11 protein-coding genes, 1 tRNA gene and 1 pseudogene are annotated in these 12,734 nt (G+C 67.1%); 9 read left to right on the plus strand and 4 right to left on the minus strand.

Annotated features, from left to right (window positions below):
* Window positions 1-171 precede the first annotated feature (171 nt).
* Window positions 172-897 (minus strand): lipoyl(octanoyl) transferase LipB, encoded by a 726-nt coding sequence (lipB, locus tag AC1RNC_RS23740; protein WP_492888501.1) that lies wholly within the window; start codon window positions 895-897, stop codon window positions 172-174.
* A 12-nt stretch (window positions 898-909) separates the two neighbouring features.
* Here lipB and AC1RNC_RS23745 point away from each other — a divergent pair, with 12 nt between their 5' ends.
* The 5 genes from AC1RNC_RS23745 (at window position 910) to AC1RNC_RS23765 (ending at window position 5,676) form a co-directional block, all read left to right on the plus strand.
* Complete coding sequence (locus AC1RNC_RS23745) at window positions 910-1,221, plus strand: FliM/FliN family flagellar motor switch protein (protein ID WP_492840801.1); 312 nt, start codon at window positions 910-912, stop codon at window positions 1,219-1,221.
* Between the two features lie 87 nt (window positions 1,222-1,308).
* Window positions 1,309-1,393, plus strand: a tRNA-Leu gene (locus AC1RNC_RS23750).
* 150 nt (window positions 1,394-1,543) lie between these two features.
* Window positions 1,544-3,013: a magnesium transporter gene (mgtE, locus tag AC1RNC_RS23755; RefSeq protein WP_492888502.1), complete on the plus strand. Its 1,470-nt coding sequence runs from the start codon at window positions 1,544-1,546 to the stop codon at window positions 3,011-3,013.
* Window positions 3,014-3,108: 95 nt separating this feature from the next.
* Window positions 3,109-4,431: a lysozyme-family localization factor SpmX gene (spmX, locus tag AC1RNC_RS23760; RefSeq protein ID WP_492888503.1), complete on the plus strand. Its 1,323-nt coding sequence runs from the start codon at window positions 3,109-3,111 to the stop codon at window positions 4,429-4,431.
* 84 nt (window positions 4,432-4,515) lie between these two features.
* Window positions 4,516-5,676 (plus strand): isovaleryl-CoA dehydrogenase, encoded by a 1,161-nt coding sequence (locus tag AC1RNC_RS23765; protein ID WP_492888504.1) that lies wholly within the window; start codon window positions 4,516-4,518, stop codon window positions 5,674-5,676.
* A gap of 99 nt (window positions 5,677-5,775) precedes the next feature.
* On the opposite strand, the pseudogene AC1RNC_RS23770 reads toward AC1RNC_RS23765, so the two are convergent.
* Window positions 5,776-5,861: pseudogene (locus AC1RNC_RS23770) on the minus strand (hypothetical protein).
* A 101-nt stretch (window positions 5,862-5,962) separates the two neighbouring features.
* A complete protein-coding gene (locus AC1RNC_RS23775) occupies window positions 5,963-6,112 on the minus strand; it encodes a hypothetical protein (protein WP_492840809.1) in 150 nt (49 codons plus the stop codon).
* A 143-nt stretch (window positions 6,113-6,255) separates the two neighbouring features.
* Between AC1RNC_RS23775 and AC1RNC_RS23780 the strand changes: the two genes are divergently transcribed.
* A complete protein-coding gene (locus AC1RNC_RS23780; RefSeq protein ID WP_492888505.1) occupies window positions 6,256-7,029 on the plus strand; it encodes a methyltransferase domain-containing protein in 774 nt (257 codons plus the stop codon).
* On the opposite strand, the gene AC1RNC_RS23785 is transcribed toward AC1RNC_RS23780, so the two are convergent.
* The gene (locus tag AC1RNC_RS23785; protein WP_492888612.1) at window positions 7,007-8,782 is read right to left on the minus strand and encodes a patatin-like phospholipase family protein; all 1,776 of its coding nucleotides are present in this window, start codon (window positions 8,780-8,782) and stop codon (window positions 7,007-7,009) included. The two genes, AC1RNC_RS23780 and AC1RNC_RS23785, sit on opposite strands and share 23 nt — an antisense overlap.
* 170 nt (window positions 8,783-8,952) lie before the next feature.
* On the opposite strand from AC1RNC_RS23785, the gene AC1RNC_RS23790 reads away from it, so the two are divergent.
* The 3 genes from AC1RNC_RS23790 to AC1RNC_RS23800 are packed head-to-tail and all read left to right on the plus strand — an operon-like array spanning window position 8,953 to window position 12,731.
* On the plus strand, window positions 8,953-10,545 hold the full coding sequence (locus AC1RNC_RS23790) for a carboxyl transferase domain-containing protein (RefSeq protein ID WP_492888506.1): 1,593 nt from the start codon (window positions 8,953-8,955) through the stop codon (window positions 10,543-10,545).
* A gap of 24 nt (window positions 10,546-10,569) precedes the next feature.
* On the plus strand, window positions 10,570-11,409 hold the full coding sequence (locus tag AC1RNC_RS23795; protein WP_492840815.1) for an enoyl-CoA hydratase-related protein: 840 nt from the start codon (window positions 10,570-10,572) through the stop codon (window positions 11,407-11,409).
* Window positions 11,410-11,444: 35 nt separating this feature from the next.
* Window positions 11,445-12,731, plus strand: coding sequence for a DUF3667 domain-containing protein (locus AC1RNC_RS23800; RefSeq protein WP_492888507.1), 1,287 nt, complete (start codon window positions 11,445-11,447; stop codon window positions 12,729-12,731).
* The last annotated feature ends 3 nt before the right edge of the window (window positions 12,732-12,734 follow it).

Here is a 12,734-nt window from a genome sequence, read left to right on the forward strand (position 1 = left end):
AGCTGAAAGACGCTCACGCCCCCCATCCTCACGGGCAAGAACAACCTGGCGGAGCGGTCAAGCGAGCCGAAACACAAACAAACCTCACGGTCTCCGGGTTCGCCCGGCCGCTCCGTCGCCTCCCCATACGCCTTCAGCGGCCACGCCGCGTGAGGATGAGATCGCATGAGCCTAGACCGGCGCGTCCGCGTCCTCGACCGGCCCGAACACCTTCTCGAAGCTGGCCTTCAGGGCCGCGTCGGCCTCGTCCAGGGTGACGGGCAGGCCCAGGTCGACCAGGCTGGTCACGCCATGCTCGGTCTGGCCGCAGGGTACGATGCCGGAGAAGTGGGAAAGGTCCGGCTCCACGTTCAGGCTGATCCCGTGGAAGCTGACCCACTTGCGCAGCTTGACGCCGATGGCGGCGATCTTGTCCTCGCGGCTCCAGCCCGCGCCCTTGCGCTCGACCCAGACGCCGACCCGTCCGTCGCGCAGCTCGCCGGTGACGTTGAAGGCGGCCAGGGCGTCGATGATCCAGGCCTCCAGCGCCGCGACGAAGGCGCGCACGTCGCGGCCGCGCTTGGTCAGGTCCAGCATGACATAGGCCACGCGCTGGCCGGGGCCGTGGTAGGTGAACTGGCCGCCTCGGCCGCTCTCGAACACCGGGAAGCGGTCGGGCTCGATCAGGTCGGTCGCCTTGGCCGAAATTCCGGCCGTGTAGAGCGGCGGATGCTCCAGCAGCCAGATCAGCTCGCCCGCCGTTCCGTCGGCGATGGCGGCGGCGCGGGCCTCCATGGCGGCAACGGCTGCCGGGTAGGGCACGTAGTCGGCCGAAACCGCCCACCCAACCGGCGCGGCGTCCTCGCGCCCCATGGTCGGAATATCAGTATTTTCAGCGCTTAACGGGAGAGCAAGCATGTGGCCCTAATCTTGCGATCGAGACGGTGGCGACCCAGTCGGTCGCGTGTGTCAGTTCAAGGGTCTTACTTCGTGAGCCAGGTCAACGCCGTCAATGTCGAGATCTCCGTCCTGCTGGGGCGCTCGATCCTGCCTATGCAGCAACTGCTGCGCATGGGTCGCGGCGCAGTGATCCCGCTGGACGCCAAGACCAATGACGAAGTGTGGATCCTGGCCAACAACCACCCGATCGCCCGTGGCGAAATCCAGATCAGCGACGACCGCATCGCCATCCAGGTGACCCGCGCGGCCGACGTCTACGACTACATGGCCGGCGGCGCCTAATCCGTCGCAGGGGGTAAGTTCGACATACTCGAACTTCCGACTTCCCAAATCCGATTCAGTTTGCTACCTGCCGCCCCTCACCACGATGCGGTCGTGGCGGAATTGGTAGACGCGCAGCGTTGAGGTCGCTGTATCGCAAGATGTGGAAGTTCGAGTCTTCTCGACCGCACCAGTGTTGAACACAGAATAGAGCGCTCCCGGCGAAATCGGTTTCCGACTCGCCAGGGGCGCTCTAATCGTTTCTGGCCCTGATTTCGCCTCAGGGTCGCTTCATCGGACGCAGCCCACGAACCCACGCGCTCTTAGAGCTCAGGAGGCCCCCATGACCCGGGAAACCGCCGAACTGACCGACGACGTGCTGGACGATATCGCGCTGGGCCAGATCCCGCTGGCCAAGTCCGAGACCCCCGAGGAGCTGGAAGATCTCGCCCTCGGCGACGACTACGCCCTCAATCCCGAATATGTCGAGATGGTGATCGACGCCGCCGACAGCGGCGACAGCAAGCGCTTGCGCGAGCTGGTGGGCGCCCTGGACCCGGCCGACGTCGCCGACCTGATGGGCTTCCTGACCGCCGACTATCGCGAGCAGGTGATCCCGCTGCTCGATCCCGAAGCGCTGGGCGAGATCATCTCGGAGCTGGAAGACAACATCCGCGAGGAGGTCCTGGAGGCCACCCCATCCGTGACCCTGGCCCGGGCGCTGGAGGAGCTGGACACCGACGACGCCGCCGACGTCATCGACGACCTGGACGACACCAAGCGCTTCCAGGTGCTGGCCGCCATGGGCGAGACCGATCGCGCCGCCATCGAGACGACCCTGTCGTACGAGGACGAGACCGCCGGCCGCTTGATGCAGCGGGAATTCCTGGCCGCGCCGGAATTCTGGACCGTCGGCCAGACCATCGACCACGTCCGCGACGCGGGCGATCAGCTGCCGGAGCTGTTCTTCGACGTCTATGTGGTCGACCCGACCTACAAGCCCGTCGGCGCGATCCCGATCAGCATCCTGCTGCGCAGCCGCCGCGAGACGCCGCTGGCCGAGCTGATGGAAGCGGCGACCGAAATCGATGTCGGCATGGACCAGGAAGAGGTCGCCTACATCTTCGACAAGTACCACCTGATCAGCGCCCCGGTCATTGATCCGGGCGGGCGGCTGGTGGGCCAGATCACCGTCGACGACATCGTCGAGGTCATCCGCGACGAAGCCCAGGAAGACATCCTGGCCCTGGCCGGCGTGTCCGACGCCGGCCGTGACGCCTCGGTGATCGAGATCGTCAAGTCACGCCTGCCCTGGCTGATGCTGAACCTGGCCACCGCCACCCTGGCGGTCAGCGGCGTCGCCATCTTCCAGGCCGAGATCGCCCAGCTGGTGGCCCTGGCCATCCTGATGCCGATCGTCTCGTCCCTGGGCGGCAACGCCGGCACCCAGACCCTGGCCGTCGCCGTGCGCGCTCTGGCCAGCAAGGAGCTGACCACGGCCAACGCCCGTCGGATCGTGCTGCGCGAACTGCTGGTCGGCCTGGTCAACGGCGTGTGCCTGGCCCTGGTCATGGGCGCGGCGACCTATCTGTTCTTTGGACCGCAGGACCATCACGGCAAGCTGGCGATCATCGTCGGCTCCGCCCTGATCGCTAACATCTTCACCGCCGCCCTGGGCGGCATCCTGATGCCCCTGGCCCTGGAGAAGATGGGCCGGGACCCTGCGGTGTCCTCGTCGATCTTCGTGACCTTCCTGACCGACTTCACCGGCTTCTTCGCCGTGCTGCTGATCGCCGCCCTGTTGCTGCACTGACGCTTTTCTCGCGTCCCTAGGGAAAACTGGCGCCGACCTTGCGCCGAGACAGGCGAACGCATCCGCGTCTGTCTCAAACTGGGTCAAACTCCGCGATGAAACCGCGCCATCAGGTCACCCGGACGGCCGTCGATCTCATCAAGAGATTCGAGGGCTACCGTCAGAAGGCCGCGCAGCTCCCCGACGGGCGCTGGACGGTCGGCTATGGCCACACCCTGACCGCTCGCGAGGGCGCCTCCGTCTCTGAAAAGGACGCCGAGGCCCTGCTGCTGTACGACCTGATCTCGGTCGCCCATTCGGTCAACGAACACACCTACGCGCCGCTGAACCAGAACCAGTTCGATGCGCTGGCCTGCTTCGCCTTCAATATCGGTCTCGACAACTTCCTCCGCTCGGGCGTGCTGCGCCGGATCAACGAGGGCTCGCTGCTGCAAGCCGCGTGCGCGATGGAGATGTGGCGCAAGGCCGATTTCGAGGGTGAGCGGATCGTCATCGACGCCCTGGTCCGCCGCCGGTCGGCCGAGAAGACCCTGTTCCTGACCCCGGCCAACGGCGAATGGGTGCCCGCGCCCAGCCCCGTGTTGCGCCCGAAGGTCGACTACGACGCCAGCTGCGCCGTGCCGAAACAGACCCCGGTCGCCGTCAACGCCCGCACCGAGGGCGATCGGGTCGTCGCCGAGCGCGAGGAAGGTCTGCCGCTAACCGTGGTCGTGCCGGAAGAGGACGGTCCGACGGCCACCGAACAGTCGGCCGCCGCGGTCGCCGCGCGCCTGGAGGCCATCCTGCCGGAGACGCCGCTGGCCGCGTCGACGACGACCGCGCCTCAGCCGGTGCGCCAGGATGATCTGGGCCTGCCGGAACCGCCGGTCCCGGCCCAATCCGCGGTCACCGAACCCGAGCCGGTCCTGTTCCAGGACGAGACCACCACGGCCCCGATCGAACCGGCTTCGCCGGAGCCCCCTGTGGCCGCTCCGGTCGAGTTCACGCCGTTCCGCCTGACGCCGCAGCCGGTCGAGGAGGTCGAACGGCCGACGCCGGTCGAGAGCTTCGCCCCGGCCTCGAAGCCGGTCCAGAGCGAGCCGACCCTGTTCGGCGGCCCGGCCGCCAACGCGTCGGTGTTCAACCTCGGCGGCTTCTCGACCAGCGAAGAGGTCGACCTGCGGCCGATGGACGTCTCCATGGTCCAGGCCGAGGCCCCACGCTTCGGCAACACTAGCCTGCTGGTCAGCCTGGGCATCCTGGGCCTGGCCCTGTTCGGCGGCGGCGTGCTGTGGATCCTGACCGTGGCCGCGGGCTCGGACAGCGGCGTGAAGATGTTCGGCTACGGCGCCAGCATGATTGGCGCGATCTGTTTCGTGGTTTCGGCCTATCTTCTGCTCCGCCGCCTCGCCGGACCCGATGCGAGCGACGACGAATAGTTTTCTTTGCTTCCCTTAGGGAAACTGAGCAAGAACGCCCGCAAGGTTCAGCGCCTTGCGGGCGTTCGTGCTATGGGAGGACGTATGAGCACCAATTTCGCACCCTCGATGGATTTCGCGCTGGGTGAGACGGCCGACGCGATCCGTGAGACCACGGCCCGTTTCGCGGCCGACAAGATCGCGCCGCTGGCGGCCCAGATCGACGAGACCAACGAGTTTCCGCGTGGCCTGTGGGTCCCGATGGGCGACCTCGGTTTGCATGGCGTCACGGTCGAGGAAGAGTTCGGCGGCCTGGGCCTCGGCTATCTCGAGCACGTGGTGGCCATGGAAGAGGTGTCCCGCGCCTCGGCCTCGGTTGGCCTGTCGTACGGCGCGCACTCCAACCTCTGCGTCAACCAGATCCGCCGCTGGGCCACGCCCGACCAGAAGCAGCGTTACCTGCCCAAGTTGATCAGCGGCGAGCATGTCGGCTCCCTGGCCATGAGCGAAGCCGGTTCGGGCTCGGACGTCGTCTCGATGAAGCTGCGAGCCGAACAGCGGGGTGACCGCTACGTTCTGAACGGCACGAAGTTCTGGATCACCAACGCCCCGCACGCCGACACCCTGGTGGTCTACGCCAAGTCGGGCGAGGGCAGCCGCGGCATCACCGCCTTCATCGTCGAGAAGGGCATGAAGGGGTTCAGCGTCTCCAAGAAGCTGGACAAGATGGGCATGCGCGGTAGCGACACCGCCGAGCTGGTGTTCGAGGACTGCGAAATCCCGGAAGAGAATGTCATGGGTCCGGTCGGCGGCGGCGTCGGGGTGCTGATGAGCGGCCTCGACTACGAGCGCGCCGTGCTCAGCGCCGGTCCGCTGGGCATCATGCAGGCCTGCCTGGACATCGTCCTGCCCTATGTGCGCGACCGCAAGCAATTCGGATCGCCGATCGGTTCGTTCCAACTGATGCAGGGCAAGATCGCCGACATGTACGTGGCCCTGAACTCGGCTCGGGCCTATGTCTACGCCGTGGCCCGCGCCTGCGACGCCGGCAAGACCACGCGCTTCGACGCGGCCGGCGCGATCCTGATGGCGTCCGAGAACGCGGTGAAGGTGTCGCTGGAGGCCATCCAGGCCCTGGGCGGCGCCGGATACACCAAGGAGTGGCCGGTCGAGCGCCTGCTGCGCGACGCCAAGCTCTACGACATCGGCGCCGGCACCAACGAGATCCGCCGCTTCCTGATCGGCCGGGAACTGATCGGGGCCTAAGACGTCAAGAAAAAGGGCCGCCCCGATCGTTCGGGACGGCCCTCCATCGTCGTGGCCGCTTTCGCAGCGCGTGACTTAGAAACCTTGGGCGCTCAACGCCTAGGCGGAGACCTCACTCGTAAGGCTCCAGGTCACGACTTGCGACCGCGGTTGGAGACAATGAGACACTGGTCACCTCCTTTCAGTTGGTTGAACAACACAACTCGAATATGGACCCGTTTTCCCGAATGAAAAGGGGGAGTCGACCGCGACGAGACGTCGCGCTGGTCATGCCTAAAAGGCGTGCTCAGATCGTCAGTAGCTTGAAGCCCAACAGGATAGCCGCCCACAGCGCGAACGCCGCGCCGATGGCCAGGGGGCGGTTGAGGTTGATACGACGAGCACCAGTCACCCGGGCCGTATGGCCGTTCGGGGTGAGGTTTATGGGCGTGAGCATGCCGCGTGAATCCTTCCCTTTAATCCCTCTTTTGGGGATCTGACTCGGACCGTATGGTAAATCCTCGCCTTTGAGAAGAATTCTTCACAAAAGCCTTTGGTTGCACGATCGACAAATTGTCGCGGGCTGACATGGGAGCGCCGATGGCCAGCTGGGATCCGGACATCTACGCCCTCTATCGGCGCTATCGCGAGCGACCGGCGCTGGACCTGCTGACCGCCATTCCCCGCGACCTGGAGCCGCGCGAGATCTGGGACCTGGGCTGTGGCCTGGGCGAGCAGGCGGCGCTGCTGGCCGCGCGCCATCCGGAGGCGCGAGTCCTGGGCATGGACTCCAGCCCCGAGATGCTGGCGCGGGCCAAGGCCTTGGCGGCGCGGGTCGAGTGGGTGCTGGGCGACATCGCCAGCTTCACATCCGAGGTTCCGGCCGACCTGATCTTCAGCAATGCCGCCCTGCAGTGGGTGGATGACCACGCGAACCTGATCCCGCGCCTGGCCGCGAACCTGGCCTCCGGCGGCGTGCTGGCCGTGCAGATGCCGGTGGCCGACGGGCTGGGCTGGCGCGGTGCGTTGACCGATATCGCCGCCGACGGGCCGTGGGCCGCGCGGCTGACCGGCGTCGAGGGCGTGCGTCACGCCAATCAGCCCGAGGACTACTACGCCTGGCTGGCTCCGACCTGTCCCGAGGTCGATATCTGGACCACGACCTATCTGCACGCCCTGCATGGCCAGGATCCGATCGTCGACTGGACCATGGGTACGACCCTTCGGCCCTATCTCGACGCCTTGCCGGACGGCGAGAAAAAGCCTTTCCTCGACGCGTGGAGGGCCCGGCTGGCGCGCGACTATCCGCGCCGCGCGGACGGCGTGACGCTGTTCCCGTTCAAGCGGTTGTTCATCGTCGCGCGGAAGGCGTGACGCCCGCGTGCTTCTCGGCCAGGCTGGGCCGCCGGCGCAGTTCGTCGACGGGCCGGTTCAGGGCGTCCAGAGCCTGGCTGGCGGCGATGTAGCCGGCCTTCACGGCGGGCTCGAAGGCGCGCCAGTCGCGGATGTCGACGCCTTCCAGTTTCGGCGTGATCAGCACGTCGGTGGCCTCGCGGGCTGCGGCCAGGTCGCGGCCCGTGGTCACCGTCGCCGCGCGCATCAGCAGGGCCACGATCGGCGGACCCTTGCGCCACTCGCCCGAGAGGATCCAGCTCCACAGCGAGGGCGGCACGACGATGTCGTCGGCGGTGATGCTGCGGCCGCGCGTGACGTCGACCCCGACGATGGGTCCCAACTGGAACGAGCGCATGACGTCGGCCGGGAAGTTCTTCATCACGGCCCCGTCGACCAGCACCTGACCCTTGTCGGTGGCCGGCGGCAGCACGCCCGGCAGCGAGATCGAGGCCCGCAAAGCCGATTGCAGATCGTCGGTGCGGTGCAACTGATAGGCGCCCGAGGTCAGATTCGACGACACGCAGAAGAACGGCAGCCACAGGTCGCTGATGTCGACCGTGCCGAAATGCTCGTCCAGGCGCGCCTTGACCTTCTCGCCGCGGGTCATGGCGATGATGGGGAAGGCGATGTCGTCCAGTGGGCTGGTGTCGACGAAGGCCTTGCGGATGCGGTGCTCCAGTTCACCGTCGTCCCAGCCCATGGCGATACCGGCCGCCACGATGGCGCCCATCGAGGCGCCGCCGACGAAGTCAATTGGCACGCCGCGCTCGCGCATCGCCTGGATCGCGCCGATGTGGGCGTAGGCTCGCGCGCCGCCGCCGGAGAGCACGAGGCCCACCGATTGACCGGTCAGGACTCGCGCCAGGCGCTCCATGTCGGCCACGCCGTTCTCGCGGAGATGAAACAGCCGCGCGGCCTGGGTCGCCGCCATCCAGGCGGCTGAGCCGCTGGGCCGCGCCAGGCTGGCCGATTGCAGCAGGATCAGGTCGACTAGCCGCTGGGCCTGGAGCGGGCCCGAGGCGTAGGAGGGGATCTCGGCCGGCGGCGCGCGGTCGCCGCGTCCGATCCGGAACAGGCGATCCACCTGACGGCCGACCACGTGCTTCCAGGCGGTCTCGTCGGCCTCGGCGACATAGAGGACGAAGTCGTGCTCGCGCTCGACATTGCTGAACCATTCGGTCGGAGCCAGCAGCGACTCGCCGCCCTCGACGGTGACCGAGTAGCCCAAGGCCTCGATGCAGCGGCCCAGGCGGTCGACGACCGGCCGAATGGCCAAGCCAGGCTCGATGGCGATGAAGCCGAATACCGACGGATCGCCGATCGCCGCTTGCGTCTGGGCCTGGCGGGACCGGCGGATCATCAGCCGCGACAGCTCCAGCATCACGTGCGGGTCTTCCTCGGCCGCCTCGAAGAAGTCGTCGCGGGGCAGGGAGACGACCTCGCTGTCACGCAGGGCCACCATGTAGGCCGAGTGCGCGCTGCCGCCGACCAGGGCCATTTCGCCGGCCGGTTCGCCGGGGCGGATGACGCCCAGGAACTGCGGCTCCTGGCCCTCTTCGCGGCGGAAGGCGCCGAGGCGTCCGGTCTTCAGGAAATAGAGCTGGTCGGCGTCCTCGCCGGGGCGGAAGAGGGTCGCCCCGCCCGGCAGCGAAAACCACGCGGCCGCCCCGGTCCGCCGCTCTCGGGCAAACAGGCGCGCCAGGGCCGAGTCGTCGGGCAGGGGCGTTTCCACGGCGCGGACGCTAGCGGTTTCGGGCAGGCTTGACCACGGGGGCGCGATCAGGCGCAACTGTTGATCCCGCACACGAAATGTCCGAGAACGGATTTGGCTCGGAATCTTTCTGTTTGGGGTCCAAAAAACTACGACTTCCTGGATAGGGTGGAAGAGGCTAAGCGTCGGTCATGCCGAAGTTGAACTCCGTTGTCGACGCGTCCGGTGACGCTTTCATCCGCAACGCGGCCCATAACCGCGCCTTGGTCGAGGAATTGCGCGTAAAAGTCGCGGAAGCGGCCCTGGGTGGTCCCGAAAGCTCGCGTGAGCGCCACGCCTCGCGCGGTAAGCTTCTGCCCCGCCAGCGCGTCGAGCGCCTGCTGGATCCGGGCTCGCCCTTCCTGGAGATCGGCCAACTGGCGGCCTGCGACCTCTATGGCGGCGAAGCGCCCGGCGCGGGCATCATCTGCGGTGTCGGTCGGGTCTCGGGCCGCGAAGTGATGATCGTCGCCAACGACGCCACCGTGAAGGGCGGCGCCTATTTCCCGATCACGGTGAAGAAGCACCTGCGGGCCCAGGAGATCGCCGCCCAGAACCGCCTGCCGTGCGTCTATCTGGTCGACAGCGGCGGCGCGAACCTGCCGCACCAGGCAGAGGTTTTCCCCGACCGCGACCACTTCGGCCGGATCTTCTTCAACCAGGCGCGGATGAGCGCCGTGGGCATCCCGCAGATCGCCTGCGTCATGGGGTCGTGCACCGCCGGCGGCGCCTATGTCCCGGCGATGAGCGACGAGACGGTGATCGTGCGCAACCAGGGCACCATCTTCCTGGCCGGCCCGCCGCTGGTGAAGGCCGCCACGGGCGAGGTCATCAGCGCCGAGGAACTGGGCGGCGCCGAGACCCACGGCCGTCGCTCGGGCGTCGTCGACCACGTGGCCGAGAACGACGAGCACGCCCTGGAGATCGTCCGCGCGATCGTCGCCAACCTCAACACGACCAAGCCCGACCAATTGGTCATCACCGAATCCGAGCCGCCGCTGTACGATCCCGAGGAGATCTACGGCATCGTCCCGACCGATGTCCGGGCCCCCTATGACGTCCGCGAAGTGATCGCCCGCATCGTCGATGGCAGCCAGTTCGACGAGTTCAAGGCGCTGTACGGCGCGACCCTGGTCTGCGGCTTCGCCCGCATCTGGGGCCAGCCGGTGGCGATTCTGGCCAACAATGGCGTGCTGTTCAGCGAGAGCGCCGTGAAGGGCGCGCACTTCATCGAGCTGGCCTGCAAGCGCAAGATCCCGCTGGTGTTCCTGCAGAACATCTCGGGCTTCATGGTCGGCGGCAAGTACGAGGCCGGCGGCATCGCCAAGGACGGCGCCAAGCTGGTCACGGCGGTCGCCTCGGCCGAGGTGCCCAAGTTCACCGTCCTGATCGGCGGCAGTTTCGGCGCGGGCAACTACGGCATGTGCGGCCGGGCCTACAGCCCGCGTTTCCTCTTCACCTGGCCCAACAGCCGAATCTCGGTGATGGGGGGCGAGCAGGCCGCCAGCGTTCTGGCCACCGTCCACCGCGACGCCGCCAAGTGGACGCCAGAGGAGGCGGAAGCCTTCAAGACCCCCATCCGTCAGCGCTATGAGGATGAGGGCAATCCGTATCACGCCACGGCCCGGCTCTGGGACGACGGCATCATTGATCCGGCGCAAACCCGCGACGTGCTGGGCCTCGCAATCTCGGCCAGTCTCAATGCGCCTATCCCGGAGACGACCTTCGGCGTTTTCCGGATGTAGCGTTTAAAAAGGAACGAGCCCGCCATGACCAACCCGATCGCCGATCCCATCGTCGAGGTGAACGACACCGAGACCATGACCCCGCTCGTCCATATCGAAAGCACCCTCGCGGGGGCGGTGACGGTCTGGATCAACCGGCCCGACAAGAAAAACGCCTTCGACGCCGAGACCATCTCGGGTCTGCGACAGGCCTTCGAGACCCTGCACGGGGCCGAGGGCGTGCGGATCGTCTTCCTGCGCGGCGTTGGCGGCGTGTTCAGCGCCGGCGCCGACCTCGACTGGATGGCCGCGTCCATCGAACAGGACGAGGACGACAATCGCGCCGACGCCCTCGAGCTGGCCCACATGCTCAAGGCTCTGCACGACATCCCGGCCCTGACCGTGGCCCTCGTCGAAGGTCCGGCCTTTGGCGGCGGCGCCGGCCTGGTGGCCGCCTGCGACCACGCCATCGCCCTGATCGACGCCAAGTTCTCGTTCTCCGAGGTCAAGCTGGGCCTGACCCCGGCGACCATCAGCCCGTACGTCATCCAGGCCCTGGGCCCGCGCACGACCAAGCTGCTGTTCGCCACCGGCCGGGTGTTCGACGCCGACGAGGCCTGGGGCTTTGGCCTGGTCGACGAGGTGTTCGAGGACCTCGCCAGCCTGGAAGTCGCCCGCGACGCCCTGATCGAGGAAATGGCCCCCTGCGCACCCGGCGCGATCGGCGAGGCCAAGACCCTGGTCAACGACTTCGCTGGCCAGAAAATCGACAAGGGCCTGATCGAAGAGAGCGCCAAACGCATCGCTCGCCGCCGCGTGTCGGAGGAAGGCCAAGAAGGGGTGCGCGCCTTCCTCGCCCGTCGTAAACCCGCCTGGGCTGAATAAGACTCAACTTCAGCGACGTTTGGGGGACGTAGGGCGTGATCACGGGAGCTGAACTGGAAGCGGCGGCGGCCGACTCGGCGGGCGGCTATGTCCGGCCGAAAAGGAAGCCGTTCGACCACAAGGGCGAGCCTTGCAAGAACTGCGGCACGCCCCTGGAGGGCTGGTACTGTTATTCGTGCGGCCAGAACGCCGACACCCATCACCGCTCGATCCTGCACCTGATCTGGGAGGCCATCGAGGGGATGTTCCACCTCGACGGTCGCCTGGCCAACACCCTGCCGCTGCTGTTCTTCAAGCCGGGCAAGCTGGCCAAGGACTACATGGAAGGCCGGATCGTGCGGCACGTGCCGCCGTTCCGCACCTTCCTGGTCGCCCTGCTGCTGTTCATCTTCGCCGCCGAGCACGCCATCCACGGCATCCGTCACCAGATGGAGCTGAAGGAGGAGCACGAGGCCGCCCAACTGGCCACGCCGGCTGGCCGCAAGGCCAAGGCCGACGAGATCCGCAAGGAGGCGACCGAGGCGCGCGCCGAGCGTTTGACCGAGGCCGCCGAGGAGCGCGACGCCGCCCTCAAGGAAGAAGGCGCCGACAAGGCCAGGATCGCCGCGACCTACGCCGAACGGATCAAGCGGTACGAGGCGCGCTACGCCGACAAGATGGCGCAGGCCTTGGCGCTGGAGAACAACCCGAACGCCGCCGCCGAAGCCTTGGCCGAGAGCAAGCGGAAGATGTCCAGCGCCGCCCAGCAGGTCCGCGACCTCAAGCTGGACGAGGCCGAGGTTCTGCCGAACGGCCAGCAGAAGCTGACCGGGACCACGATCGACGGCGTGCAGGTCAACGTCACCGTTCCCGGCGACGTCAAGGGCCACAAGAACTTCGCCAAGGACGCCTCCAAGGGCTGGCTGAAGGAGAACCTGGCCAAGGCCATCGAGAACCCGGATTACTACCTGCTGGTCCTGTTCGGCTGGGCGCACCGCCTGGCGGTGCTGCTGCTGCCGATCACCGGTCTGTCCCTGGCGCTGGTCTATGTGAACAAGCGCCAATACTTCATCTACGACCATCTGCTGGTGGCCACGAACCTGCTGTCGTTCTCGTTCCTGATCTATGCCGTGTGCATGGTCTTGCCGATGTCGGCCTGGCCGGCGGCGTTCGGCATCGCCGGCCTGTGGGGGCCGATCAACCTCTTCCAGACGATGCGGGGCGGTTACGGCTCCAGCATCTTCGGCGCCCTGCTCAAGACCTGGATCGTCTGGACCATCGGCGTCACGTCCTTCGGCCTTCTGCTGCTGAGCCTGATGGTCTTCACCCTTTCCCAGATGTAGGTC

The organism is Caulobacter sp. GW822-FHT01G02 (assembly GCF_058802865.1).

Coding starts and splice junctions, on each gene's coding strand:
- lipB (WP_492888501.1), bottom strand. CDS start 897: ATGCTTGCTCTCCCGTTAAGCGCTGAAAATACTGATATTCCGACCATG.
- mgtE (WP_492888502.1), top strand. CDS start 1,544: ATGACCCGGGAAACCGCCGAACTGACCGACGACGTGCTGGACGATATC.
- spmX (WP_492888503.1), top strand. CDS start 3,109: ATGAAACCGCGCCATCAGGTCACCCGGACGGCCGTCGATCTCATCAAG.
- AC1RNC_RS23765 (WP_492888504.1), top strand. CDS start 4,516: ATGAGCACCAATTTCGCACCCTCGATGGATTTCGCGCTGGGTGAGACG.
- AC1RNC_RS23775 (WP_492840809.1), bottom strand. CDS start 6,112: ATGCTCACGCCCATAAACCTCACCCCGAACGGCCATACGGCCCGGGTG.
- AC1RNC_RS23780 (WP_492888505.1), top strand. CDS start 6,256: ATGGCCAGCTGGGATCCGGACATCTACGCCCTCTATCGGCGCTATCGC.
- AC1RNC_RS23790 (WP_492888506.1), top strand. CDS start 8,953: ATGCCGAAGTTGAACTCCGTTGTCGACGCGTCCGGTGACGCTTTCATC.
- AC1RNC_RS23795 (WP_492840815.1), top strand. CDS start 10,570: ATGACCAACCCGATCGCCGATCCCATCGTCGAGGTGAACGACACCGAG.